This window comes from Bacterioplanoides sp. SCSIO 12839, from assembly GCF_024397975.1.
GTDB lineage: Bacteria > Pseudomonadota > Gammaproteobacteria > Pseudomonadales > Oceanobacteraceae > Bacterioplanoides.
The window spans coordinates 3,324,260-3,348,490 of the sequence record NZ_CP073745.1 but is presented as its reverse complement, the minus strand read 5'-3'; the positions used below and the strand labels follow the sequence as shown (position 1 = coordinate 3,348,490).

Sequence of the window (24,231 nt, the reverse complement as noted above, 5' to 3'; positions counted from 1 at the left end):
GAACAATACGTGTTATTCAGTATAGCGGCACAACGATGGGTTATCGGTTTACTTTGTAAGCCATTGCAAAATCCCTGGCAGAGCATTCTGCATCATTTGAGGCTGTGCCGCTGAGGTTGGGTGAATACCGTCAGCCTGCATCATTCCCGGCTCAGTCACGACTTTCTCGAGCAGGAAGGGCAGGTAAGGAATCTGGTTTTCCTCGGCTAATGTAGGAAATATCTCACGAAAAGATTGTGTGTATTTGCGGCCATAGTTGGGCGGGATCTGCATGCCGAGCAGAAATATGTCGCTGTTTGCCTCACGGGCCTGATGAATCATACGTTGCAGATTGGCCTGAATCCGTCGGATTGGCGTTCCTCTGAGGCCGTCATTACCGCCTAATTCAATGACAACCAGATGTGGTTGGTGTGATTTCAGCAGAGCAGGGAGTCTCGACACACCTCCCTGGGTGGTGTCGCCGCTGATACTGGCATTAATGATTTGGGTGTTGTGGCCCAGGCGTTGCAATTCTTTACCTAATAACGCCACCCATCCCTGTTGCAACGGGATGCCAAATCCGGCACTAATGCTGTCTCCAACGATCAGAATGGTTTTGGAGTGGGCATCATTGGCGGCGGCAATAGCCGTCACGGATAACATGCCCATGAATACGACTAACAGCAGGTTTCGTAATACGATGACAACTGACACAACACTCTCCGGTAATTCTAGACACGCTTCTCTTTCGTTTGATGACGCCTCATTGATTATTAGAGGGCTGGAAAAGCGGGTGCAGGCTGGCAATCAGGAACTGGTCATCTTGCAGGGTGTTGATATTGAGATCAAGTCGGGTGAAAGCGTTGCTGTTGTGGGTGCCTCGGGCAGTGGCAAATCGACCTTGTTAGGGCTGATGGCAGGCCTGGATCAGCCGACTTCCGGACAAATCCATTTATTAGGGCAGCGCATTGATGATATGGATGAGGATCAGCGAGCTGCCGTGCGAGCTAAGGGTGTGTCGTTTGTGTTCCAGAACTTTCAGTTGCTGCCAGGCCTGACAGCACTGGAAAACGTGATGCTGCCGTTAGAAATAATGAATGCCGCGAATGCCCGGCAGCAAGCTCAGTCCTGGTTGGCTCAGGTCGGTCTGGATCATCGCGAGCAACATTATCCGACACAGTTATCGGGTGGCGAACAGCAACGTGTTGCCATTGCCCGGGCATTTGCCGGTTCGCCCAAAATTTTATTCGCCGATGAACCAACCGGTAATCTGGATCGGGCCACTGGGCATCAGATTGAAGAATTGTTATTCCGTATGAATCAGGAGCAGGGAACCACGCTGGTTCTGGTCACCCACGATCCACAGCTGGCGGCCCGGTGTTCGCGCCAGGTGGAAATGGTAGATGGCCGCTTGCAGTCAGTAACGGAAGCTGAGGCAGTCACTGCGACAGAGGTGTTGCCATGAGTCTGATGCCGATCCGCCTTGCATTACGCTTATTGGCGCGTGAAGCCAGAAGTGGAGAACTCACCCTGATTCTGGTGGCATTATTAATTGCCGTGACTTCCACCACTGCTATTTCACTGTTCAGTGCGCGTTTGGATCTGGCCATGCAGTCGCGCTCAAACGACTTATTAGGCGCAGACCTGCGCTTAAAATCGACCAGCCTGATTAACGATGAGTGGCGCCTGCAAGCTCAACAGCAAGGTGTCAAAACGGCGCGTACACTGACGTTTCCGAGTGTGGTACTGAAAGGCGACGAGATGTCGTTGGCGGCGATCAAAGCTGTGGATGAAGGGTATCCGTTGCGTGGGCGATTATTAATCAGTGACCAGGTTTATCAACAAACCGCCTCGCATACTCTGGCAACACAAGGGCCACAACCGGGTGAGGTGTGGGTGGAGCCGCGTTTATTGGCGTTATTGCAAGCCGAGGTCGGTGACACCCTCGAACTCGGAGAGGGGGAATATCGCATCAGCGCGGTGATTCTTGAAGAAAGTGACCGCGGCGGTAATTTTTACACCTTATCACCCCGGGTGATGATTCACTGGCAGGATGTGGAAAACTCATCGTTATTAGGCCCTGGCAGCCGGTTGCAGTATCGCCTGTTGCTGAAAGGTGATGGCGAGGTGTTGCAGCAGTTGCGCAATGGCTGGCCGTTGGAAGCGAATCAGAGTTTTGAATCCTTACAAGACAGCAATCAGGCGATGTCGAATGCACTCGATCGTGCACGACGTTATTTGGGTTTAGCGGCATTATTGGCCGTTGTATTGGCCAGTGTGGCTGTTGCTATCTGTGCCCAGCGTTATGCACAGCGCCATTATGATATCAGCGCTCTGATGCGCACTTTTGGTTTACAGCAACGCCAGGTGTATCAGGTGTATGCCTGGCAGCTGGTCATTCTGGCATTGCTCGCTACGGTGGTGGGCAGCAGTCTGGCGGCGTCATTGCAGCAAGGGCTGATTCAATTATTGCAGGGAATTTTGCCAGAGCATTTACCATCGGCCCCGTTGTCAGCCTGGTTGTTGGGCGCCAGTAGTGGTGTGCTGACCTTATTTGGTTTTGCTTTACCGTATATTTTGCCGCTCTCTCGTGTTGCGCCTTTACGCGTGTTGCGCCGGGATATTACCCCCGTGCCTTTGTCCGGTTGGCTGATCACGTTATTGGCTTTGGCGGCTTTAACGCTACTGCTCTGGTTTTTCACCCAGGACCTGCCACTGACGTTGGGGATGATGATGGGAGGCGGGATTGTTGTTCTGTTGTTATTGGCTCTGCTGCACGGCGCAATTGCCTTGTTGCGTAAGCCCCTGAGTCAGACGTCGCTGCCTTTGGTATTGCGCTTTGCCTGGCAGCATCTGAGCCGTAATAGCCGCCAGACAGCCGGGCAGGTACTCGCTTTTTCACTGACGTTGCTGGTGATGGTGGTGATTGGTGTGGTGCGCAATGATTTATTGGCTGACTGGCAGGCCAGCCTACCGGACGATGCCCCCAATGTGTTTGCCATTAATATTCAACCGTATGAAAAAGATGCGTTTTACCAGCAGGTTGAGGCAGCGGGGTATCGTACCGAGCGCTTATACACCATGGTGCCCGGACGTTTGCTGAAAATTAACGATCAGGATGTACAAAATCTTGATATCGCTGCTGATCCGGCGATTAATCGCGATTTAGCTTTGACGTCCGACCGGCAATTACCAGATTCCAATCGTATTGTTGCCGGAGACTGGCAAGCGATTAACAATGCTGAAAACCAGGTTTCTGTTGAAGAAAAACTGGCGGAACGTTTAGGTGTCGGGTTAGGCGATCGGTTATTTTTCCGAGCGGGAGGCGTTGATTTTCAGGCGACCATTTCCAGTATCCGAGAGGTGGACTGGGGTTCATTATCGCCGAATTTTTATATGATGTTTTCCCCGGATGTGCTGGATCAGCTACCCGGTAGCTACTTAACCAGTTTTTATGTGCCACCAGAGCAACAGCAGCAACTCACTCAGTTAATTCGTGATTTTCCCACCGTGACTTTATTGGATATGCAGATTGTACTCGGGCAAATCCAGACATTATTAATGCAAGTGAGCCTGGCGGTTGAATTGATTCTGACCTTTGTTTTAATTGCCGCAGCTCTGGTGATGATTGCTACGCTGATTGCCAGTTTAAATGAACGCCTGCGTGAGGGAGCGATCTTGCGAACATTGGGTGCCAGTCGTGTGGTGATTCGCAAGGCTCAGACGGCCGAGTTTTCATTACTGGCGCTGACCTCCGCTTTGCTGGCTTTATTGGGGGGAGAGGTCATTGTTTTTGGTTTGTATCAATATTTGCTGAATATTCCTTATCAGGGTGTTTTTCAGGGGTTGGGCCGGGCCTGGTTATGGTTGCCACCGGCAACGGTTGTGATGTTAGTGCTGGTGGGGCGTTTTTTAATGCGGGCAGCGGTTAACGTTGCTCCGCTCACGGTATTGCGTGAGCTTGAATAACGGGTTTTTAATTAGCCCTAATAAAAACACGACATTATTTTTAAAGAGATTCAATGTGATTCGTACACATATTATTACCGGGTTTTTAGGGGTGGGAAAAACCACCGCGATTATTAATTTATTAAAACAAAAACCAGAGGCTGAAAAGTGGGCCGTGCTGGTGAATGAGTTTGGTGAAGTGGGGGTTGATGGCGCCATCCTGGAGTCTCAGGCGGGGGAATTTAACAAGGTCGTGACCAAAGAAATTCCGGGTGGCTGCCTGTGTTGTGTTTCTGGCCTGCCTTTTCAGATGGGGCTGAACCTGCTGATTGCCAAAGAAAAGCCGGATGTTTTATTAATTGAGCCAACGGGGTTAGGGCATCCGCGTAATATTCTTGAAACGCTGCGTAACGAGCATTATCAGGACGTTCTGGAAATTGGTGCCAGCGTCTGTCTGATTGATCCTCGCCACCTGAGCCAAACCCGTTATACACAACATGAAACTTTTATTGATCAGATTCAGTTAGCCGATGTGCTGGTGGCGAATAAAACGGATCTGGCCAATGACGATGACAAAGCACAGTTTGAAACCCTGGTGAAGCATTCACAGCCTGAAAAGTCAGCCGCAGTGTTGGTGACTCAGGGAGAATTGGATATTGCCTTATTACACTATCCTGCTGATCCACAACGTCTGGCAATACACCCGGAAGCGCACGCACATGCTCACAAAAAAGATGCCGGACTGGATACTCAGCAACCCTTGGCAGCCGATGAAATGTTGCGCCGATTGAGCAATCATGGACAGGGACATTTCTCATTGGGGTGGTTGATTCAGGGGCAGCAATTATTTTCTCTGGAAAATATACGTAACTGGTTGTCTGGTCTTGAGGTGGAAAGAGCCAAAGGATTAATCAACACCGATCAAGGCGCGTATGTTTTTAATCTTCGGGAAGGGGTATTAACGGAGATGCCCACGCGGGCGTTGGATGAAAGTCGCCTGGAATTAATCAGCTCAGCAGCCCTTGATGAGGACGCATTACAACAGGCATTGCTGGCTTGTTTGCAAAGCAATGAGTAAACCAAAAAAGGTTAAACGCCGAAACCCGGCTAATCAGAGCCGGGTAATACGTACTTCTTGGGCAATTGAATGCCCGCATAATTGAGCGCCCGCTTCGACTTACGCCGACAGCACCTGCAGGTTATCCAGCTCTGCATGAATTTGTTTTAACCAGCGATCGATGCGTTCGTCGGATAACTCAAATTGCTGGTCTTCATCCAATGCCAGGCCAACAAAGCTTTCGCCGTCTTCGGTTAAGGCTTTGGACTCTTCGAAATCAAATCCTTCTACTGAGAAGTGACCTATGATGGTCGCACCGCGGTCACGTACCGCATCATGCAGCAGACCCATGGCATCCAGAAAATAATTGCCATAACCAAACTGATCTCCTAAACCATACAATGCAATGATTTTGTCCTGGAAGCTCATGTCTTCAAGAATTGGCCAGAAATCTTCCCAGTCTGCCTGAATACCACCAAAATCCCAGGTTGGAATGCCCAGAATTAAAACCGGATATTGTTGAATATCTTCCACCGAGCAGCTGGCAATGTCATGGGTTTCTACAATTGCCCAATCGATGCGTTCCTGAAGTTTTTGCGCGACCTCTTCGGTATTGCCGGTGTCTGTGCCAAAAATAAGTCCAATGCGTTGCATAATTAATTCCTGAATAATCACGGGTGAAGAAGAAAGCATCCGTGCTGACCCTCAATCCCATCTGGTGTTACCGTGCTGCAAGCAGCACTGGCAGTTCGATGTTTACACCACGTAGCGGGTAATCATCGACAAATCTTTAAATAACAAACGAACTTTTTGTCGCCCGTTGGGCTGTTCGCGGTAAAAATGTTGCAGAGCAAAAAATGGCTGATACAAAAAGTCCAGGCACTGCTGGCGCCAGTTTTCATGGCAGTCGAGATTAAATGCCGTATCACGCAGGGTTTTATAAATCCGCTTCAGCCAGCTTTCTTGTAACGGACGCAGATTGCGGCTGCCGGCATGTTCTGCCAGGTCCAACCCCAGATCGATGTACTCATTCAGCCATTCCGGGTGCTGGATGGTATCGCTGTATTGTTGAATGCGTCCTTCCAGCTGCTCCAGCCTGCGAATGGCATGCTCCTGGCCAACCTGTACCACCTGAAAGCGGTTAAGCCGTGTGGTGTGAGACGGAACCTGAGTGTGCGGTAACATAACAACATTGGTGGCTTTGGCTGGCTGTGGCATAAGCATCTCCTGCAACAATAATGCTTACGTTAATGATAATGTTTCGCATTTGCAAGCTTTCAAGAGAAATAAACTGTAAATATCAGCCGGAAGAGGGAGAAGCGTGACCAGGGCCTGTTTATAAGGCGTAGTTCGTGTGTGGTTGAGGTGTCGTTTGGAAAAGTTGTAGCAGGCGTTAAGGCGTCGGCATCGCTTCAGGTAGAGGGTTTCAAGTGGAAGATTTCAGGAACAACCGACGGCTTAACATGGCTGACAAAATTCCAATTAACACACCAGCGCTATTGGCGGCCAGATCCAGCCACTCACCATAACGATTCACATAGGGTTGAATCAGTTCAATAGCACCACTCCAGCCAATGACAAGTAGCGCAAGCCATAACCAGTGTTTAGGCTTTGCCAGGGCAATCGGGAAGACTACTGCTGCATAACTAACAAAGTGATGGGTTTTGTCACTGCCGGGAACTTTAGGTAATTGATCGGCCGGATACAAAGACACCAATGTTACAAACGCCAGCAGCATCACTGATAAAACAGCCCAATAACGTTGTACAAAAAGAAGCAGAACAGACACGGTTATTTCCAGATAAATGACTTTTCTTCACCGCGGATCAGCTTGATCCAGCCCTGACCGGATTGGTCGTCACCTTCACTTTCCTGCCAGCCGGAATCACTGCAGCGAATTTCATACTGCAAAGTCGCATGTGCTGAGCGAGCGCATTCGAGATCGGTTAACCAGGGCGTTTTATTTTGTTTAATCCACAGGCTGGCAAAGTTTTTTTCAGCTTGCTCGGTAAAATAAATATCCATATCGGCGGCTTGCCAGTGCTGGGTGTCCGCGTCGCCATTTTTGACCACGACCTCTCCCAGAGTCTGCTTGAGCCAGCCGAGAACGGCCTCTGCTTCAGCTTTCATCAGGTAAATTTCAATATCGGGGAAGCGTTCAGTCATGATGTTTCTCATCTGTACGAGTTAAGCGAAAGATTCTCGAAAAACTCAAAAAAATATAACCAGTTAATGCCATTAACGCGCCGGCACTGCTTAACACTAAGCCACTGGCCGCCAGAAGCTCCTGCATAACCGAAGGTAATAATCTCTGATCGGCATAGAGCACAGACCCCAGCCCGATAAAAAATGCCGCGGCACCACTGACAAATAAGCGCAGATTGCTACGTTCATTTTCAGCGCGTTGTTGTAGCCACAAACGCCATCCGCTTGTCGTTTCTGGCTTGTCGGGGGCGGTTCCGGTTTGTTTGGGGTGACTGTCTTGGTGCTGGTCTGCCAATGATGCAGCTCCTGGTTTCCTTTGGCAGGGAGGATAGCAGGGTCTGGAAAACTCAGTAAAGCCAGCATTCGTTTGTAAAACTTATTGAGAATAAATCCTATTTGCTGTATTTCTATAAATGCAAATGAATCTCGTTAAGTTTAATCGTATGAATACGTTCACCACCCGGCTTCAGAGAGGGATTGTTATCTCTCTTGTTGTGTTTTCAGATGGCGTGTTTGCTCAAGAGGAGCCGTCAGAGCTGCCCTTTAATTTATCCGATGTGGTGGTGACAGCAGGCCGTATTGAACGACCTCTGGCTGATACGCCTGTGCGTACTCAGCTGTTAGACAAGGCAACCATTGATAAATTACATACCCGGGATTTACGTGATGCACTACGTATTATGCCGGGTGTACAACTGCGTGAAGTTCATGGAAAAACCGGCGAGCAGGTTTTTTTACAGGGATTCGACGGCAATCGTGTTCTGATTTTGGTGGATGGTTTACCCATCACCGCAACAACCGGTTCGACCGTGGATGTGTCCCAGGTTGCGTCACTGGATATTGAGCGCATTGAAATTGTTCCGGGTGCCGGTTCGTCACAATATGGCAGTGCCGCCATGGGAGGCGTGATTAATGTGATTACCCGCCGTACGGATAGCAAACAGGGTGGGAAAATACGGGCGGATGTTGGCACCTTTGGTGAGCGCGAAATCGAAGGTGATTATCATCTTGGTGAGCGCCATATTGCAGCAGACGCGTATGCGGAATTATTAGGACTCAACTGGAAACTCGGCTTTGATCAGCGCCAAGGCGATGACTTTGATCTGGATAAAGATAATTACCGCAGTAATGGTTTTGATGGTGAAAAAAGCAATTATCAGCTGGGCGTTTCTTATCTGGCTGATCATGCCGAACATCAGTTAAATCTGAAACGTTTTGTTGAAGATACCGCGTATCGCACGGAAGCAAAAGGCGGATTTGACGCGCAAAAATTTGAACAATTAGATCGCGATCATATCAGCAATCATAATCGCTGGAGCATCTCAGACGCTCATTCCGTGTCGTTGTCTTTGTTGTATGAAAGCCAGCAAGACCAGTCAGACCAGGTTAAAAATGATCCGCAAATAACCTCCGGGAATTTATATCGTGATGCCGATACGCATCAGAAAAAAGCCACCCTGCAATGGAGTTGGCTGCCTCAGGAGTGGGGATTTGGTTTGGCGTCGGTTGTTTCAGGTATTGAATGGTATCAGGAAGATTTATCGCAGGATAAGTCGGAAGTAAAGTTGTCACCGACGCCTGAGCCGGGAACCGATCAGGTTGATAGTCTGGGTAATGGAACCTACCTGCATCATACCGAAGAAGTGGAACTTGAAACCCGTAGTACCACAGAAGCCTTTATACAGAGCACAATTCCTGTAACGGCCGAGACAGAACTGGCACCTGGCATACGCTGGCAGAATGACAGCCGTTTTGGTGATCATGCCGCTCCCAGTCTGAATATTCGCCATGGCATTCATTTTGATCAGTGGAGCCTGCAGTTACGTGGCGGTGTTGCGGCGGGTTATCGCACTCCAAATCTCAAAGAAAGCTATTTTATTTTTGATCACAGCGTTAACGGTTATAAGGTTCTGGGTTCTGATGAATTAACGCCGGAAGAGTCACGCAGTGTGCAGGCGTCTGTTCAAATAACCAATCAAAAATCACTTAATATTGAGCTGTCAGCTTTTCATAATCAGATCACCGATCTGATTGAGGCGGCGGATACCGGTCGCCGCGATAATAACGGCACAGTGGCGATTTACGAATACACTAATTTTTCTGAAGCCATGACGCGTGGTTATGGCATCAGTGTGCAACACACGCCGTTGGCAAATTTTCAGCAACAAATTTCATTTAACTATCTGGATGCCCGAGATCTTGAAAAACATCAGGCGTTGCCTAATCGATCTCGTCAGAATATCAAGTTGTTATGGCTTTGGGATGTCACACATCGCTGGAATGTGACTGTATCAGGGGAATACCAAAGCCAGTTTTATACGGATGTTGAAAAGCGAAATATCAGCCCGGGCTTCCAGCGCTGGGATTTGAAATCGGATTTTAACTGGAATGAGCACATCAGTATCTATGGCGGCGTTAATAATTTGAATGACGCTGTGCGTGATACCAATGATGTATCAGACCGACGCCCCAGTCGTGGGCGATTTCCATACATAGGTTTTGCCTACTCATTTTAAAAAATTACATAAACTCAGGGGAAGTATTATGAATAAGTCCATATTATCAATGATTGTTTTATCCACCGTATTAACAGGCTGTGGATCTGATTCAGGCAGTGATAGCAATGATAATAATCAGGCTGAATTCTCAAGCTTAAAAGTTAATGCTACAAGTTATGAAAACTGGACGTACGTTAACCTGAGCCGTAACGAAGCGGTTGCACTGAGTGCAGAACAAGCAGCGACGTCTGACGATTGGCATCTGGCTTTTCAGCGCAGCAAGGTTAAATCAAATGGTGGCGCCTCGGGGGCAGGTAAAGTTCAGGTCGCTGTCGCTGATACACAGGACGAGTTTTATAACGGTGAAGAAGCCATCAGTAATATTTTCTTAAATGCTGATGCCGCCCAATATGAAGATGATCTGAAAAAATCATATGACCTGGCTTCGTTAACCTTCACTCAGGACGAAAATAAACCGGCAATTAAAGGCGAAGACTGGTACATCTATAACAGTCAAAGCCACACTTTGTCGGCCAACACAAACAATGCCTGGTTGATCCGACACGCTGATGGCAAAACCTATTCTAAGTTTTATTTTACTGCGTTGACGCCACAACCAGACCGTACGTACAGCGCTACGCTGAACTTCGAAACTCAGGCCGCAGATACCACTCAGTTTGCTGGTGGAGAACAAACGGTAACCGCCGCAATGGCTCCGGGCACCTCGGTTGTGTGTATTGATCTGGATAGCAAAGCCACGATGGATTGTACCGGAGACGCCGGTGTCTGGGATTTACGTCTGGAGGTATCTCGTTCCGGAACGGGTTTATGGACGAACGGCGGTGTTTTTGGCGAAGGTAAAGGCGCTGCTTTTGGCCCACAAACCAAAGATGCTGTTGCCGCTTATACCAGTGCTACTACCATTAGTGGTCGGGACATCAGCTCTCATTACAGCGCAGACCGTTCGGAAGGTGTATTCGATGCCCACTCCTGGTATGCCTATAACCTTTCTGGTCAGCATCAGTTACGTCCGAATTTCCGCACATTCCTGATTGATACCAATAAAGATGCCGACAGCTCCGATAAATACACCTTGCAGCTGATTAATTATTACAGCCTGGGTGAATCGGGAACGCCGGAAATTCGTTTTAAGAAAGTCTCTGCACAATAAGTGAACCTCAAAATGAATAACAATCATCAACGTGATTTAAAGCAACAGTGGCAGTCACTGTTGCAATCAGAGCCGAAATTACGCATTCGCAATGCGGCAGAGAAACTGGGTGTGAGTGAAGCCGATTTGTTAGCCACACAAATCGGTGAACAGGTAACCTTGCTTGCGGGTGACTTTAAAAAATTATTGACCGAAATTGAGTCGCTGGGAGTCGTGATGGCATTGACCCGAAACGACGCCATGGTGCATGAAAAAACCGGCCAATATAAAGACCTGTCAATCCACGGCAATATGGGGCTGGCACTGGGAGTGATCGATTTGCGATTATTTTTCAGTCGCTTTGTGCATGGATTTTATGTGCAGGAACCGCTGGAGCAAGGGGCTCGTCGCAGTATTCAGTTTTTTAATGCACAGGGTGAAGCTGTTCATAAAATTTATGCAAAAGAAGGGACTGATTTATCCGAGTTGGATGAACTGGTTCAGCGTTACCGCGCTGAACAACAACAGGCCCCGCAGATCAGCCCTGCTTCTGTTGCAGAAGATTTATTAACCTTACCTGGTGATCTGAATACCGCCGAATTCCGTCAGGGTTGGGATGAACTGAAAGATGTGCATCACTTCCAGGCGTTATTAAAAAAGCATAGTCTGGCTCGCATACCAGCCTATCAAACGATTGGTTCGGACTATGCGATTCCTCTGAACCCTTTGGCGTTTGAAAAAGCGTTAGAAAAAGCCGTCGACAAACAACAATCCATTATGGTGTTTGTTGGCAGTGACGGTGTGGTACAGATTCATACCGGCGTTATTCATAAGCTACTGCGTACTGGCTCCTGGTTTAATATTCTCGATCCGGGTTTTAACCTGCACGCCAATACGGAAATGATTGATCAGTTATGGCTTGTTCGTAAACCAACCAGCGATGGCATTATTACTTCTGTCGAAGCCTTTGATGCCGACGGAAAACAATTGGTTCTGCTGTTTGGTGAGCGTGAAAATGGTAAGCCTGAAATGCACAGCTGGCGTGAGTTATTGCAGGAACTGATTGCCGAATACTCACTGGAGCCGGAACATGTTAATGCCTAATACAAAAACGGGTTGGATAAACGCCGCTGTATGGCTGGTTCTGTTTTTATGCGCGGTCACGACTCAGGCCGAAAACTCTGCTCATCAACGTATTGTCAGTATTGATGGGGCATTAACAGAAATTGTTTATGCTCTGGACGCTGGAGATCGTTTGGTCGCGGTGGATACCACCAGTCGTTACCCCCAAGCCGCAACAACATTACCCGATGTTGGCTATATGCGTCGGTTATCGACCGAAGGAATTTTGTCCGTCAAACCGGATGTTGTTATTGCTTCTCAGGATGCCGGGCCGGCCGAGGTGTTTGAACAACTGCAGCAGGCAGGTGTTCAGGTGGTTCGGGTTGCAGCGGATTATTCATTGGAGGGTGTCATTGCAAAAGTTGATCAGGTTGCAGTGGCACTGGGTGAGCAACAAAAAGGCGAGCAGCTCAAGCGAAAAATCCGTGAGCAAACTCAGCAGGCATTGGCGGTTATTCCGGAACATGCTGCTGCTCCCAAAACGCTGTTTATTCTGGGCGCGGGTAACCGTGGCTTAATGGCGGCCGGGAAAAACACTCAGGCTCAGGCCATGTTAGATTTATTGTCCGCTGTGAATGTGATGGATTATGACAGCTACAAACCCGTCTCCGCGGAAGGCGCATTATTGGCCAATCCTGAGGTGGTTGTGGTTGCTTATACCGGCCCGGCAGATCCGCAAGCGCTACAAAATTCGCTGGTCATGACCGCAGCGGCTAAAAATAATCGTATTCATGCGATTAACACTTCTGTTGTGCTCGGCTTTGGGCCACGGTTGGGAGAAGCGGTTGCGGAATTGGTGAAGGTGTTATACCCGGATGATCAGGCTTCGCAGACACTCACCGGCACCGAATAATGCAGTCTGTGCGGCGTATTTTTGTCTGGTCAGCGCAGCAGCGGCAGGCGGTTCCACTGACGGGTCTGATGGTTATTATCTTGGTTGTGCTGCTGTTGCTGGGGCTGTTTATCACAGCGCTGTCATCCGGCCCAATTCCGGTCGCGTTTGTGCAGGTAATTCAATCTTTAATGAATGCCATCAGTGGCGCTGATATTCAGGGACAGGCGGATTGGGTAGTGCGTGAATTGCGTTTACCCCGGGCGGTAATGGCGATTCTGATTGGCGCTGGGCTGGCCGTTGCTGGCGCTGTCACTCAGGGTATTTTTCGTAATCCGTTGGCCGACCCAGGCCTGATTGGTGTATCCAGTGGTGCTGCATTAGCGGCGGTGGCTGTGATTGTGCTGAGCAACAGTTGGCTGGCCTTTTGGGTCGAGTTAACCGGAATATTTGCGTTGCCCATAGCGGCTTTTGCCGGCGCAATGGCAGTCAGCCTGGTGATTTATCGTTTGGGTACGATTAATGGCCAGACACAAATAGCCATGCTGTTGTTAGCCGGTGTGGCGATTAATGTGATTACCGGAGCCTTAACCGGCATTCTGACGTATGTGGCTGATGACCAGCAATTACGCTCCATGACGTTCTGGTCGATGGGGAGTCTGGCTTATGGCCGCTGGGCTGAAATATCGGCGTTGTTTGTTTGTGTCCTATTACCTTTATTGGCGTTACCAAAATATTCTCGTTTGCTTAATGCATTATTGATGGGCGAAGCGGTCGCTTCTCATCTGGGTTTTCATGTGCAACGTGGCAAGTTTGTTTTATTGGCAGCTGCGGCGCTGATGGTAGGGGCGGGTGTTGCTGTTGCCGGGATGATTGGTTTTATTGGTTTGGTGGTGCCTCACTTAATGCGCTTAATATTGGGGCCGGATCATCGTCAGCTATTACCAGCCAGTATGGTGTGTGGTGCTGCATTATTGTTATTAGCCGATTTAATTGCCCGTACCTGGTTAGCTCCGGCGGATATTCCCGTTGGTCTGGTGATGGCTATTATTGGTGGCCCTGTCTTTTTATTGTTATTAATGCAACAAATTAAATCGGTTCGTCATCACTGATTTGTTCGGATTATTTTTATGATTCAAGTGAATAACCTCGCTGTTTATCGTGGTAAAAAAGCGATACTTGATCAGGTGGATGCGGAAATAATTCCCGGAAAAAAACTGGCTGTGTTAGGCCCGAACGGTGCGGGTAAATCGACATTGCTGAAATGCATCAGTCAGGAAATCCATGATTACCAGGGTGATATTCTACTGGAAAAAAAAGTGTTGTCGCATTGGCCAGCTCTGGAGCGGGCTAGAAGTCTTGCGGTGATGCCTCAGAAAGTGGAATTAACCTTTCCCTTTCAGGCGTATCAGGTGGTGGCGATGGGACGTATCCCGTATGGCGATGAAGGCCAGAGCGACGATCTGATTCGGGAGGCAATGTTATGCACAGATGTCTGGCATTTACGTCAACGACCTTACCCGCTGTTATCCGGTGGCGAACAGCAACGTGTGCAGCTGGCGCGAGTGTTATTACAAATCTGGCAACAACAAGCTTCTGGCTTTGAAGCCAATATTCAGCAGCGTTATTTATTATTGGATGAGTGCACCTCGGCACTTGATCCGGCGCATCAACACGCCATTATGTCGCTGGCGAATCAGTTTGCTCAACAAGGCGTTGCGGTATTGGCTGTGATGCATGATGTGGCTTTAGCAGCCAGTTGGGCGGACGATATTTTAATTTTGAAACAAGGAAAAGTGCTGGCATCCGGTACCGCTACTTTATTGGCGCAAGCGGATATTTTGCAGCAGGCTTACGATCTGGAAGGAATTCTGGCCGGGCAATATGCCCGCCAGAATGCGGAATGGCTGGCACTTAGATCAATGCCGTCATACGGTAAACAGCAACCTGAATTGCCAGCATAAAAACAATCATTAAAGTGTTTGCAATAAAGCGATAACAGCAGTCGCGAACAATGCCATCACAGCCAGAGAACCAATCAAATACGCTCTTAATCGCATCGGGACATAATTGGAATGGGTATGAATATAGCCGTGAATATAACGGCTGATCACAAATACCCAGGACAACGCCAGTGCTATGACTCCGACGGCATCGATAGAAAACAGTAGCAATGCAAGAACATAAAACAGAACCGGTACTTCAAACTGGTTGGTTATGTTGTTCGATACTTGCACCACGTTATCCGGCCAGGCTTTGTTATTCAGGGCCACTTTCTGACGGTCAACCAAACCGGCTTTAACTGCTTTTGCCTTGCGTGCGGCCAGCAGTAAAAACATCAGTAATGTCAGAAAAACCTGTGCCAGAACCGGCCATAAAATCAGGGAAGCTTGCATGGTCGTACCTCTTAGAATTATAGAGCCTGATTTTGCAACAGATTGGTACTGGCCGCTAGTTTTCAGGGCTGATATATTGATAAAATAACACTGTATGTATTTACAGTGCTGGGCAGAGGTCAGGAGGCGGATATTAAGGGGGATGCATATGTCGCTTCAGCGCAAAGTTATTCATATCGACTGTGACTGCTTTTTTGCCGCCGTTGAAATGCGCGATCACCCGGAGTATCGCGACATCCCGATTGCCATTGGTGGGGATGCCAGCCGCCGTGGGGTTATCTCTACCTGTAATTATCCGGCGCGGGAATTTGGGGTGCGCTCGGCGATGGCAACTGCGCATGCGTTAAAGCTCTGTCCACAGTTGACGCTGGTACCCGGCAATATGAATCGTTACCGCGAAGTTTCTCAGCAGGTGATGGCGATTTTGCGTGAATATGCCTGGCAGCGTGATGACGTTACCTTGTTGCAGCAGGTATCGGTGGATGAAGCCTATCTTGAAATTGATCCACAACAGAATGCCAGTGAGATTGCGTTACAGATCCGTCAGAGGGTGCGCGAGGAAATTGGTATTACGGTATCGGCCGGTATCGCCCCGAATAAATTTCTGGCCAAAGTGGCCAGCGACTGGAACAAACCCGACGGGCAATGCGTTGTTAAGCCACACCGGGTTGATGACTTTGTTCGTTTATTGGATGTTCGGAAAATTCCCGGTATTGGCCCGGCGATGCAACGCAAGCTGGAACAGGTGGGTATTAAAACCTGTGAGGATGCTCAGCAGTGGAGCCAGGAAGCGTTGGTGCGGCAATTTGGCCGTATGGGAGCGATGTTATTTCAGCGCTGTCGTGGTCTTGATGGCCGCCAGATTCGTTTAGGACGAGAGCGTAAATCAATTGGAGTGGAGCGCACCTACGCTGAAGATTTAATGACCGAGGCTGAATGCCTGTCTCAGTTGCCGAGGTTGTGGCAATTATGGACGGAGCGGGTGGCGAAAACGGAGTTTGAAACCGAGCAGCTGGCGCCCTTTGTGAAAGTAAAGTTTGCCGACTTCACTCAAACCACCCTGGCTGATAGCCATGAAGTTGCCACGCCCGCAGGTTTCAGCCGATTGTTGAAACAAGCCATACAACGACAAGATCAGGGCATTCGGCTGCTGGGAATCGGAGGGCGCTGCCCTCAGATTAATGAACAACAATTGAGTTTGTTTTAGGACACCTCTGAATTATTCAGAGATGTTCTAAAAAACACCTGCCGGGTACAGTGCCAATGACCCTAAACTGATCAGCATGCCTAATACAGCGCCGACCAACACATCCGTTGGATAATGCATGCCTAAAATAACCCGGGAAAATGCCACCAAAATTGCAAAAGGCACAACCAGCCAGAGCAATGGCGGGAAAAAGGCGCTGAATAAAATGGCAAAGTTAACCGCATTCATGGTGTGGCCTGAAGGAAAACTGTATAAATCCAGTGGGGCGGTATGAGCCGTAATATCGTCAAAGGAAATAAACGGGCGCTGGCGCACTAAACGACTTTTTAACTGGCTGTAAATAGCGACACAAATTAATGCAGTGACGGTGATGTGGCCTAATGCATAGAGTGCATCAACACCGTAAAAAACAGGCATCAACAGCGCCAGGCTATACCAGAACACCCCGTCACCCAGACGACTGATGCCTTTAAAAAATAAACGAATGGCTGTGTAATAACCCATGCGGTTCATGCGTTGACATAAAGTCAGTTCAAACTGATCCGCTTTGTTAAACAGTAGCGCGGTTCTTGCGGCCAGCGGTTTTGTTGCAAGCATAACGTTTATCCTTGGTTTGAGCGGTTATCAGGCGCAGCTGAAATTCATCCACAATGCTGTCCCACGAAATCGTCAGAGCGGTTTCTCGCGCTTGTTCGCGCAATGTTTTTAATAAATTAGGGCTGTCGAGCAGGGTAATGGCGTTATTCATGAATTGGCTGTCATTACCATAAGGCGCTAATAAACCGTTATTGCCCGAACGAATATGCTCATGGCCTGCAGCGTAGTCGAAGCTGATCACAGCCAATCCGCTGGCCATCGCTTCCGTCACGACATTGCCAAAAGTGTCGGTCTTGCTCGGAAACAGAAATACGTCACCACTGGCATAATGCGCGGCCAGATCTTCACCCCGTTGCATACCACAACAAATCACGTCCGGGTGTTGTTCCCGGATTTTTGGCAGCTCTGGGCCGTCACCCACCAATACCAGACGAACGCGTTCATCGGAGTGTAAAAGTTGTTGATAGGTTGCCAGTGCCAGATCCATATTTTTTTCACCGGCAATGCGGCCAACATAAAGCAGCACTAAATCATCGTCGTTAACACCCCATTGTTTTCTCAACGTGGAGCTGCGTTTTTCTGGACTGAATAATTGGCTATCAACACCACGAGCCAGCACTCTGACATTGTCAAAACCATGGGCCTGTAATTCATGGCATTGGCTGTTGGTTGGAACCAGAGTTCCAGCGGTCAGGTTATGAAAATAACGCAGGTAGCGGTAAGCCGGTTTTTCCAACAGACCAAGGTGATAATGTTCGATGTATTGATGAAAATTCGTGTGAAAGCCACTTAACACCGCGACGTTCAGAGCGCTGGCTGCTTTGACTGCCGCCCAACCCATTGGACCTTCTGTGGCGACATAAATGGCCTGAGGCTGAAACTCAGTCAGCGCCTGGCGGATTTTCTGCTTGAGTGGCAAACCAAACTTCAGTTCGTTGTAACCGGGAATTGGCAAGCCCGGTAAGATCACAGTGGTTAACCCCGGCTCCTGCTGACTTTCTTGCTGGCCTTTCTGGGTACCGAGATCTTGCTTGTGCTGTCGTGGGCGAATCACCTGAACGGCTATACCGCGTGATAATAAACCACGCACCAGGTGCCCGAGAGTATTGGCGACGCCATTGATCTCAGGAGCAAAGGTTTCGGTAACCAGGGTGATGCGTGTTAAAGAAGAACTCATGGTGCCTTGTCGTGCTATTGCCGATGTTGAGCTCTACTTTGGGATCTGAATATGACACTTCTCTTTCACTGCTGTGACAGTCTGGTGAAGTCCGCTTAAATCAAAAAAAAGCCTCTGTCTTTTGTATCAGACAAAGGCTTCTGGTCACGCTGAGAGATCGTTTATGACAGCTCTTTGCGGTAATAAGAAGGGGCGCGCCCTGTCCAGCGGCGAAACGCTTTACGGAAGTTAGAAGGGTCCGAGTAGCCTACCAGAGCCGCGACTTCTTCAATGGGCAAACTGGAATTGCGCAGATATTCAATCGCCATCTCTTTGCGGATTTCATCGAGAATACGTTGATATGAAGTTCCCAGTTCCTGCAGGCTGCGGCTCAAGGTTCGGGTAGAAGTCGCGAGATGGCTGGCGACGACATCAACGGGCGGGAAGTGCCCTGGGTTTTGCAGCAAAATCCGGCGTACCTTGGCGGCGATGCCTTCTTTAGGGCCCAGGCGGCTGAGAATTTCGGCACATTGGCTTTCCGCCATATTGGCAGTCGCCTGATCGGCCATGATCAGTGGCAAATCAAGCAATGAGGAATCAACAATCAGTTCGGTGCGGGGTTGATCGAATAACACCGGGCACTGGAAATATTGCTGGTATTGATCGGCGTAATCCGGCTTTGGATGGTTCAGGTGCACTTCGATGGGCTGCATATCCGGTTGGCCGATCAGAAAACGGCCTAATGAGGCAAAATTCGCAACAAAAACGTCGCACAACATGCGATAAATGGGTTCAAAAGGAATGTGTGCGGTTAAGCGGATAGCGGTGGTGTCGTCTTGCTCAATAATTTCAAAGGTAAACGCCGGATCGATCAGGGAGTGGTACTTTACGCCGAGCTGTAATGCGCTGCGAATATCCGCACAGCTGAGGATCGCATAACCCAACATACCGTATTGGTTAATATTCAGTGCGTTGCCAAGATCAAGCCCAAGCGTTTGCCCCGGGTACAGCTTGATCAGATTGTTGACCAGAGTCAGCAGTTGTTGATAGCTCAGACGTGTCGCAGGATCGGTCAGCATCTCACCATTCAGTTGGGTGTTGTGCAATAAGTCGGACTGTTGTAATCCGTTTTCAACCCCCAGACGAACCATGGTCGCCGGCATATTTACCGGGATTAAAGGCTCGGTCAGACTCCAGGTTCCTCTGATCATGCGCTTACCGTTTATTGTTTTATTTATAACGGCACAAGCATGACAGGCTTTTTGGCTAAATCAAGCCTCCAGCAGCTATGTTCGCAGTGTCAGACTTGGTTAGGATCGAAGGCTCACTGGTTACGGAATGGGCGGTGATAACGATTCAGAAACCGGCCCAGGTCGGTGATCTGCTGATTAGAACGATTGTTTTGCAGGTTAAGCAGTATGGTGTTGAGTTTTGTATTGTTCTTCGGACAGGCCAATATCAGTAAATCACTGCGTCGCCATTCAAACTCACAAGGAAAAACCGGCAGGCTGGCCTTGTTCAATAGATCAATTACCTGATAAGCGTCGTCACGTCGCATGATGAGTAACCAGAACTTGCTGCGCAGATTATCGAGGGTTGGCATATGCAGGCTTTCAACATTAATCAGTGCGTTGATGGTGGCATCGCGCTGTTTATGTTGGCAGTGCATGATAACCGCTGCGAAGTGGTGGGCTTCTTCCTTATTAACCCAGTAATAACGTCCATCCCATTCGCGGTATACCACGCGGTGAGGGCTGTCTTCCTGCACAAAAGCAGACTTCAGGTTGCGTTCAAAGTCTTCGGCACTCTCCCAGTTGATGGCACCAAGGTTGTGCTCGGCATAGGTGACCAGGTTGGGATAGGGGTCTTCAATAGATGAATATTCCAGCCCCTGAATAGCGCTGACTGAGAGTGGCCGCTGGTAATCGTTCTCAACAATCAGCTTGCCCAATAACGTCGAGAGCTCTTGCCACTGACTATCCGCATTTTCTAATGAAGTCTGCATCGCCTGGATCACACTGTGCAGGCTGAGCCAACGATGGCTGAGAAAACTGTTGGGGTTCAGAGTCCCCATATTACCCAACGGCAACTCTTTGACTGCCTGATTGGCATACCATACCGGAAACAGCCGCTGAATCAGGCTGTTGAGCAGCGCTTCGATATCAATACCTGATGCTTCCGATGGTGATTTCATTATTCCGGCTTCCGGATTTCCCACAAAAATTAAATTGCTGTCTATGCTTAGTTTAGTAAAGCACTCAGCATTATTTGAACAAGCGCATGATTCACATGCGACTAAATGGATTATCGGCTGATCCGGCAACAACTGAAATACGAGACTCTTATGGCGAATCAATCATCTTTTTCTCCCGGTATTCCTTCTCCGTTGGAAATTCTGGCGCGTATTGATGATGCTCTGGCCCAGTCGGGTTTGGCGGATACCCAGGTTGAGCGTGAGCCATTGCCGTTATTTCATTCGCTGGTGGATGAGTGGCTGATTTGTCAGGGTATTGATGCTGACAATCTTGCCGAGCGTGAATGGACGGACGTGCTGGGTGATTTATTACGATCGATGTCAGCTTGTGAGGTGCGGGAAACGTTACGCTCAATCCAGGAAGAAACCCATCAGTTGTGCCGTGCGCATGGCAGCTTATCGGTCTGGAATCAGCGTGAGCTGGATAATCGGTTGCGTAAAATGTTGCGTGATACGGAATTTGCCGAACAGCAACACGCCAGAGTGTTTCATCCTTAAGCGGGCTGTGTCAGGCCATTATGTTCAGGCAATCTGGCGTTGAGCCAGAGAACGGGCGGATGCCAGGTTTTCAACCAGAGTCTGCATTTGATTGATTTGCTGACGCTGGCTGTAACCGACCTGATCGGTTTCAAAGCGCTGGCGACTGAAGTCCAGCAGCGCCAGAGCATTGAGACTTTCTCCTTCTGCTAATTGCCCTCTGGCATTGTGGAGAATCGCAAAACCACCAATGTCATTGCCCTGTAATAAACCAAACTGTTGCAGCTTCAGCTGTAACTGACCGACTTGCTCCTGACTGAGTTGCTCGACATCAAATTCTGCCGCAACGGCACTGATCAGGATCGCTCGTTGTGACGGGCTGTAGGCACCAGGCTCCAGAGGCTTTTCTTCTGTTGCTGATATTCCCTCAATCCCCTGAGCCTCTGAGGTTGCGTTGTTGCCCAGTGGTTGATTCTGTAAATAATTGGATAATGCGTTTAGCTGCATGATGGTTGTCCGTCAGACAGAGTTCATGATTCTTTTGCTATAGCAGGAGATGTGCCAGCTGAATGTTGGCACCTGGTATCACTGGTTTTATGGGATGTTTGAGTTATTCAATGCCTTGTTACAGGCGAACGGTTGCCACTGCCATTGCCACTTCTGTTGCCACTAAGCAGGCACTGATTGCCACTTCCCCGTTAATGTATACAGACCCAAACGAAATGCTGATGTTTATTGAGATAAGAAGCTTATTGATAGATATAGTGTCAGGAATTGCAAAACTTATGATAGTGGTACTAACGTACAGATGAATGCCGTTTTAATCTTTTGCTGTATCGGCATAATTGCATGTCCTGTAAAAACCAACGGAGACACGTTATGACGCCAGGGAGCTCAGGTTCGGGCACTGGAGAAAAGTCCTTATCCTACCAGGGACGTAAAGCCAGCCGCGCCAAAAGTGAGCATCGTCGCAGACTGATTCTTGAAGCTGCTCTGCGTATTGTCATCCGTGAAGGTGTTCGTGGCATTCGCCACCGCGCCGTTGCCAAAGAAGCAGAAGTGCCATTGGCAGCAACCACGTATTACTTTAAGGACATTCAGGAGCTGATTGTTGACACTTTCACCCTGTATACCGAAAAAGCGTTAAATGTGGTTAATCGTTTTGCTGATCAGTTTTATCAGCCATTACAACAGCTGACAGCTGCTAACCCGGATATGTTTAATACCGCGACCATCAGTGATGAGTCGATTAACAGTATGTTGGATTATCTGGTTGCACAGCTAACAGATTACGTACGCGAGCAGGTCAGCTCGGAGCGTGACATGTTGGTGGCTGAGCAAGCTTTCCGTTATGAAGCCATTGTTAATGACAGGATCCGCGAATTATCTCTGATGCACCGTCGCGCGCTGTTCGGAAAAATTGAAGAGTTTATGTCAGTGATGAAGTCGCCAGCGCCAAAAGAAGACGCTGAGCTATTATTGGGCTTGTTCCACTCAGTTGAATACACTGCGTTACTGACGTCGTTGGATGAGGTTGATTTTGACTATGTCAGCTCAACACTGAAACGTCATTTGTCACTGCTGGTGCCTGACCTGTTAAAACGCCGCTGAATGTTCAGCTGCGTTTCTTTCTATTTCATCTCTCTTGCCTGCTTTTTACCTTAAACCGCTGCTACTTTGCGGTTTACCGGGCAAAATGATATCCCGCTTGTGCCAAAAATAGCTGAGTTAATTGTAATTCACTATCGCTGAACGCTTTAACGTCGTAACAGTGCTCACACATGATGGGCATTTGCTGCTTAATCTGAGAAAGGCTGACATCCGTATCGCAACGGCACTTGTCACATGTGACGGGTATCATGACCTGATTGGATAAAATCGTGCTGACAGTTGGGGTATCCTGATCCTGTTTAGCACTCAGTGCATGGCTCATAGGTTTCCCTTTAAATTCAGAAAGTTTATTTAACAACTGTTCTTAGATTAGCAGGCGTTCGTCTGATGCTTGTGTCGTATCCCAGCCTTCTTGTGAACTTTTGTATAACCTTCTGAGTTGGTGAGTGATTAATCAGGTTACAGTGTAGTCTGGCTGTTACGAATGTGTACAGTAACGCAGATACATATTGATAAATTGTTATAAGTTTCTGATCACTATAACAATTTGCTGTTTTGGGGCACGGTTAAGCGGCTATTCAGCTAAGGATGCCCTGTACTTTTTCTGCAATGGCTAAAGAGGCCGTTAGCCCCGGACTTTCGATACCAAACAAATGAATAGCCCTGCTGTCTTTATCGTCGTGTATAACAAAGTCAGCGGTTGTCTCATGCGCCTGGTGTAGCTTTGGTCGAATACCCGCATAGTCCGGATGAAGTCGGGTTGTATCCAGTGTCGGAAAATAGGCTTGAATAGCAGCCGAAAACTTCTTATCGAGGCCCGCAGGAATCGTATAGCTCAGTGTCGATGAGTCTGCCGCAGGTTTATTCAGATATTCCGTATCCGGACCAAACTTCAGTTGCCCCCCGATATCCAGAGTGGCGTGAATGCCCAGCCCAGCCAGGTTGGCTTCTGGTAACGGGTAAATCAGATGCCGGAATGGTGATTTGCCGGCATAGCTGAAGTAATGGCCACGGCAAGGATATAGAGAAGGAATCTGTTGCTCGCTTAACCCACATTGGGCGGCAACTTTCTGGGCGTTCAGGCCGGCACTGTTAATCAGTGTTGCGGCCGTGACCTGATACATTCCATCCTGGGTGTTTAGTGCAATTTGCCAATGTTCCCGTGCTTTCGCAGTGGTGCTGAACGGTTTTGACGCGCTGCTAAAGTGGGTATGGCACATTAACAGGGCGCCGTTTTGTTCCGCTTGTTGTGCCAGTGCCTGCATGTACTGATGACTGTCGACAATCCCTGTTGAAGGCGAAAACAAGGCTTCAGCGGCCTGAACCTGTGGTTCCTGTTGTTGCAGCTGTTGTTGTGTCCACCGTTCTATGGGAATGCCCAGATGACGTGCTTTGTTTTCCAGTTCGGCCAGCTTAGGGTCGTCTTGTTGCTGCGCCACAATCAGTTTGCCAATGCGTTGATGTGGCACCTCAAACTGTTGGCAAAACGCATACAGCAGTTCTTTGCCGCGCAGGCAAAGCTGCTCTTTAAGAGAGCCCGGTGGGTAGTACAGGCCTGCATGAATCACTTCGCTGTTGCGACTGCTGGTTTCGGAGCCGAAGAGTGTGTGCCGTTCAACCAGTAAAACCCGGCCCTGCGAACTGAGTTGCCGAGCGATGGCTAAACCAATAACGCCGCCACCAATAATGCAGAAATCAAAATCGACACTCATCTTTCGTTTTATCCACTAAGTCGGTACTGT

26 protein-coding genes are annotated in these 24,231 nt (G+C 48.7%); 12 read left to right on the top strand and 14 right to left on the bottom strand.

What is annotated here, in order from left to right; genetic code table 11:
* Positions 1-48: 48 nt before the first annotated feature.
* The gene (locus KFF03_RS15240) at positions 49-693 is read right to left on the bottom strand and encodes an arylesterase (protein ID WP_255857772.1); all 645 of its coding nucleotides are present in this window, start codon (positions 691-693) and stop codon (positions 49-51) included.
* Between KFF03_RS15240 and KFF03_RS15235 the strand changes: the two genes are divergently transcribed.
* Genes KFF03_RS15235 through KFF03_RS15225 form a run of 3 tightly spaced genes read left to right on the top strand, consistent with a single transcriptional unit; the run spans position 680 to position 5,005 of the window.
* Complete coding sequence (locus KFF03_RS15235; RefSeq protein WP_255857771.1) at positions 680-1,444, top strand: ABC transporter ATP-binding protein; 765 nt, start codon at positions 680-682, stop codon at positions 1,442-1,444. The two genes, KFF03_RS15240 and KFF03_RS15235, sit on opposite strands and share 14 nt — an antisense overlap.
* Positions 1,441-3,948, top strand: a complete 2,508-nt coding sequence (locus KFF03_RS15230) for an ABC transporter permease (RefSeq protein WP_255857770.1) — start codon at positions 1,441-1,443, stop codon at positions 3,946-3,948. Before KFF03_RS15235 ends, KFF03_RS15230 begins: the two co-directional genes overlap by 4 nt.
* A gap of 55 nt (positions 3,949-4,003) precedes the next feature.
* Entirely contained in the window at positions 4,004-5,005 is a 1,002-nt protein-coding gene (locus KFF03_RS15225) for a GTP-binding protein (RefSeq protein WP_255857769.1), read from the top strand.
* Positions 5,006-5,104: 99 nt separating this feature from the next.
* Here KFF03_RS15225 and fldB read toward each other — a convergent pair whose 3' ends face one another.
* The 5 genes from fldB to KFF03_RS15200 all read right to left on the bottom strand — a co-directional run bounded on the left by fldB (position 5,105) and on the right by KFF03_RS15200 (position 7,484).
* Positions 5,105-5,677 (bottom strand): flavodoxin FldB, encoded by a 573-nt coding sequence (fldB, locus tag KFF03_RS15220; protein WP_255857768.1) that lies wholly within the window; start codon positions 5,675-5,677, stop codon positions 5,105-5,107.
* Between the two features lie 63 nt (positions 5,678-5,740).
* Positions 5,741-6,202 (bottom strand): hypothetical protein, encoded by a 462-nt coding sequence (locus KFF03_RS15215; RefSeq protein WP_255857767.1) that lies wholly within the window; start codon positions 6,200-6,202, stop codon positions 5,741-5,743.
* Between the two features lie 208 nt (positions 6,203-6,410).
* Positions 6,411-6,773 (bottom strand): VanZ family protein, encoded by a 363-nt coding sequence (locus KFF03_RS15210; protein WP_255857766.1) that lies wholly within the window; start codon positions 6,771-6,773, stop codon positions 6,411-6,413.
* 2 nt (positions 6,774-6,775) lie between these two features.
* Entirely contained in the window at positions 6,776-7,150 is a 375-nt protein-coding gene (locus tag KFF03_RS15205) for a hypothetical protein (protein ID WP_255857765.1), read from the bottom strand.
* Positions 7,143-7,484 (bottom strand): hypothetical protein, encoded by a 342-nt coding sequence (locus KFF03_RS15200; protein ID WP_255857764.1) that lies wholly within the window; start codon positions 7,482-7,484, stop codon positions 7,143-7,145. The genes KFF03_RS15205 and KFF03_RS15200 overlap by 8 nt, the downstream gene beginning before the upstream one ends.
* A gap of 148 nt (positions 7,485-7,632) precedes the next feature.
* Between KFF03_RS15200 and KFF03_RS15195 the strand changes: the two genes are divergently transcribed.
* The 6 genes from KFF03_RS15195 to KFF03_RS15170 are packed head-to-tail and all read left to right on the top strand — an operon-like array spanning position 7,633 to position 14,755.
* Positions 7,633-9,705, top strand: coding sequence for a TonB-dependent siderophore receptor (locus tag KFF03_RS15195; protein WP_255857763.1), 2,073 nt, complete (start codon positions 7,633-7,635; stop codon positions 9,703-9,705).
* Positions 9,706-9,733: 28 nt separating this feature from the next.
* Entirely contained in the window at positions 9,734-10,858 is a 1,125-nt protein-coding gene (locus tag KFF03_RS15190) for an HmuY family protein (protein WP_255857762.1), read from the top strand.
* A 12-nt stretch (positions 10,859-10,870) separates the two neighbouring features.
* Positions 10,871-11,941: a hemin-degrading factor gene (locus KFF03_RS15185; RefSeq protein WP_255857761.1), complete on the top strand. Its 1,071-nt coding sequence runs from the start codon at positions 10,871-10,873 to the stop codon at positions 11,939-11,941.
* A complete protein-coding gene (locus tag KFF03_RS15180) occupies positions 11,934-12,812 on the top strand; it encodes a hemin ABC transporter substrate-binding protein (protein ID WP_255857760.1) in 879 nt (292 codons plus the stop codon). Before KFF03_RS15185 ends, KFF03_RS15180 begins: the two co-directional genes overlap by 8 nt.
* Complete coding sequence (locus KFF03_RS15175) at positions 12,812-13,903, top strand: iron ABC transporter permease (protein ID WP_255857759.1); 1,092 nt, start codon at positions 12,812-12,814, stop codon at positions 13,901-13,903. The genes KFF03_RS15180 and KFF03_RS15175 overlap by 1 nt, the downstream gene beginning before the upstream one ends.
* Before the next feature lie 18 nt (positions 13,904-13,921).
* A complete protein-coding gene (locus KFF03_RS15170; RefSeq protein WP_255857758.1) occupies positions 13,922-14,755 on the top strand; it encodes a heme ABC transporter ATP-binding protein in 834 nt (277 codons plus the stop codon).
* Positions 14,756-14,764: 9 nt separating this feature from the next.
* On the opposite strand, the gene KFF03_RS15165 is transcribed toward KFF03_RS15170, so the two are convergent.
* Entirely contained in the window at positions 14,765-15,187 is a 423-nt protein-coding gene (locus KFF03_RS15165) for an MAPEG family protein (RefSeq protein ID WP_255857757.1), read from the bottom strand.
* A 148-nt stretch (positions 15,188-15,335) separates the two neighbouring features.
* Here KFF03_RS15165 and dinB point away from each other — a divergent pair, with 148 nt between their 5' ends.
* Positions 15,336-16,394, top strand: a complete 1,059-nt coding sequence (gene dinB, locus KFF03_RS15160; protein ID WP_255857756.1) for a DNA polymerase IV — start codon at positions 15,336-15,338, stop codon at positions 16,392-16,394.
* 27 nt (positions 16,395-16,421) lie between these two features.
* On the opposite strand, the gene KFF03_RS15155 is transcribed toward dinB, so the two are convergent.
* The 4 genes from KFF03_RS15155 to KFF03_RS15140 form a co-directional block, all read right to left on the bottom strand.
* Positions 16,422-16,991 carry a phosphatase PAP2 family protein gene (locus KFF03_RS15155; protein WP_255857755.1) on the bottom strand — a complete coding sequence of 190 codons (570 nt, stop codon included), beginning with the start codon at positions 16,989-16,991 and terminating at the stop codon, positions 16,422-16,424.
* Positions 16,945-18,168: a glycosyltransferase family 1 protein gene (locus KFF03_RS15150; RefSeq protein ID WP_255857754.1), complete on the bottom strand. Its 1,224-nt coding sequence runs from the start codon at positions 18,166-18,168 to the stop codon at positions 16,945-16,947. Before KFF03_RS15150 ends, KFF03_RS15155 begins: the two co-directional genes overlap by 47 nt.
* 161 nt (positions 18,169-18,329) lie before the next feature.
* A complete protein-coding gene (locus tag KFF03_RS15145; protein ID WP_255857753.1) occupies positions 18,330-19,358 on the bottom strand; it encodes an AraC family transcriptional regulator in 1,029 nt (342 codons plus the stop codon).
* A gap of 113 nt (positions 19,359-19,471) precedes the next feature.
* Positions 19,472-20,341 carry a DUF6685 family protein gene (locus tag KFF03_RS15140; RefSeq protein WP_255857752.1) on the bottom strand — a complete coding sequence of 290 codons (870 nt, stop codon included), beginning with the start codon at positions 20,339-20,341 and terminating at the stop codon, positions 19,472-19,474.
* A gap of 105 nt (positions 20,342-20,446) precedes the next feature.
* Here KFF03_RS15140 and KFF03_RS15135 point away from each other — a divergent pair, with 105 nt between their 5' ends.
* The gene (locus KFF03_RS15135; protein ID WP_255857751.1) at positions 20,447-20,899 is read left to right on the top strand and encodes a hypothetical protein; all 453 of its coding nucleotides are present in this window, start codon (positions 20,447-20,449) and stop codon (positions 20,897-20,899) included.
* 24 nt (positions 20,900-20,923) lie between these two features.
* Here the strand turns inward: KFF03_RS15135 and KFF03_RS15130 are convergent, their stop codons facing one another.
* On the bottom strand, positions 20,924-21,385 hold the full coding sequence (locus KFF03_RS15130) for a hypothetical protein (protein ID WP_255857750.1): 462 nt from the start codon (positions 21,383-21,385) through the stop codon (positions 20,924-20,926).
* 372 nt (positions 21,386-21,757) lie between these two features.
* Between KFF03_RS15130 and KFF03_RS15125 the strand changes: the two genes are divergently transcribed.
* Positions 21,758-22,489 carry a TetR/AcrR family transcriptional regulator gene (locus KFF03_RS15125; RefSeq protein ID WP_255857749.1) on the top strand — a complete coding sequence of 244 codons (732 nt, stop codon included), beginning with the start codon at positions 21,758-21,760 and terminating at the stop codon, positions 22,487-22,489.
* Between the two features lie 73 nt (positions 22,490-22,562).
* On the opposite strand, the gene KFF03_RS15120 is transcribed toward KFF03_RS15125, so the two are convergent.
* Positions 22,563-22,811 (bottom strand): hypothetical protein, encoded by a 249-nt coding sequence (locus KFF03_RS15120; protein WP_255857748.1) that lies wholly within the window; start codon positions 22,809-22,811, stop codon positions 22,563-22,565.
* Positions 22,812-23,067: 256 nt separating this feature from the next.
* Positions 23,068-24,201 (bottom strand): NAD(P)/FAD-dependent oxidoreductase, encoded by a 1,134-nt coding sequence (locus KFF03_RS15115; protein WP_255857747.1) that lies wholly within the window; start codon positions 24,199-24,201, stop codon positions 23,068-23,070.
* Between the last annotated feature and the right edge of the window lie 30 nt (positions 24,202-24,231).

What these genes read in the sequence shown, in the direction of transcription:
- KFF03_RS15235 (WP_255857771.1), top strand. Translation starts at nt 680, where the DNA reads ATGACAACTGACACAACACTCTCCGGTAATTCTAGACACGCTTCTCTT.
- KFF03_RS15230 (WP_255857770.1), top strand. Translation starts at nt 1,441, where the DNA reads ATGAGTCTGATGCCGATCCGCCTTGCATTACGCTTATTGGCGCGTGAA.
- fldB (WP_255857768.1), bottom strand. Translation starts at nt 5,677, where the DNA reads ATGCTTTCTTCTTCACCCGTGATTATTCAGGAATTAATTATGCAACGC.
- KFF03_RS15215 (WP_255857767.1), bottom strand. Translation starts at nt 6,202, where the DNA reads ATGCCACAGCCAGCCAAAGCCACCAATGTTGTTATGTTACCGCACACT.
- KFF03_RS15205 (WP_255857765.1), bottom strand. Translation starts at nt 7,150, where the DNA reads ATGACTGAACGCTTCCCCGATATTGAAATTTACCTGATGAAAGCTGAA.
- KFF03_RS15195 (WP_255857763.1), top strand. Translation starts at nt 7,633, where the DNA reads ATGAATACGTTCACCACCCGGCTTCAGAGAGGGATTGTTATCTCTCTT.
- KFF03_RS15190 (WP_255857762.1), top strand. Translation starts at nt 9,734, where the DNA reads ATGAATAAGTCCATATTATCAATGATTGTTTTATCCACCGTATTAACA.
- KFF03_RS15185 (WP_255857761.1), top strand. Translation starts at nt 10,871, where the DNA reads ATGAATAACAATCATCAACGTGATTTAAAGCAACAGTGGCAGTCACTG.
- KFF03_RS15180 (WP_255857760.1), top strand. Translation starts at nt 11,934, where the DNA reads ATGCCTAATACAAAAACGGGTTGGATAAACGCCGCTGTATGGCTGGTT.
- KFF03_RS15175 (WP_255857759.1), top strand. Translation starts at nt 12,812, where the DNA reads ATGCAGTCTGTGCGGCGTATTTTTGTCTGGTCAGCGCAGCAGCGGCAG.
- KFF03_RS15170 (WP_255857758.1), top strand. Translation starts at nt 13,922, where the DNA reads ATGATTCAAGTGAATAACCTCGCTGTTTATCGTGGTAAAAAAGCGATA.
- KFF03_RS15165 (WP_255857757.1), bottom strand. Translation starts at nt 15,187, where the DNA reads ATGCAAGCTTCCCTGATTTTATGGCCGGTTCTGGCACAGGTTTTTCTG.
- dinB (WP_255857756.1), top strand. Translation starts at nt 15,336, where the DNA reads ATGTCGCTTCAGCGCAAAGTTATTCATATCGACTGTGACTGCTTTTTT.
- KFF03_RS15155 (WP_255857755.1), bottom strand. Translation starts at nt 16,991, where the DNA reads ATGCTTGCAACAAAACCGCTGGCCGCAAGAACCGCGCTACTGTTTAAC.
- KFF03_RS15150 (WP_255857754.1), bottom strand. Translation starts at nt 18,168, where the DNA reads ATGAGTTCTTCTTTAACACGCATCACCCTGGTTACCGAAACCTTTGCT.
- KFF03_RS15145 (WP_255857753.1), bottom strand. Translation starts at nt 19,358, where the DNA reads ATGATCAGAGGAACCTGGAGTCTGACCGAGCCTTTAATCCCGGTAAAT.
- KFF03_RS15140 (WP_255857752.1), bottom strand. Translation starts at nt 20,341, where the DNA reads ATGAAATCACCATCGGAAGCATCAGGTATTGATATCGAAGCGCTGCTC.
- KFF03_RS15135 (WP_255857751.1), top strand. Translation starts at nt 20,447, where the DNA reads ATGGATTATCGGCTGATCCGGCAACAACTGAAATACGAGACTCTTATG.
- KFF03_RS15130 (WP_255857750.1), bottom strand. Translation starts at nt 21,385, where the DNA reads ATGCAGCTAAACGCATTATCCAATTATTTACAGAATCAACCACTGGGC.
- KFF03_RS15125 (WP_255857749.1), top strand. Translation starts at nt 21,758, where the DNA reads ATGACGCCAGGGAGCTCAGGTTCGGGCACTGGAGAAAAGTCCTTATCC.
- KFF03_RS15120 (WP_255857748.1), bottom strand. Translation starts at nt 22,811, where the DNA reads ATGAGCCATGCACTGAGTGCTAAACAGGATCAGGATACCCCAACTGTC.
- KFF03_RS15115 (WP_255857747.1), bottom strand. Translation starts at nt 24,201, where the DNA reads ATGAGTGTCGATTTTGATTTCTGCATTATTGGTGGCGGCGTTATTGGT.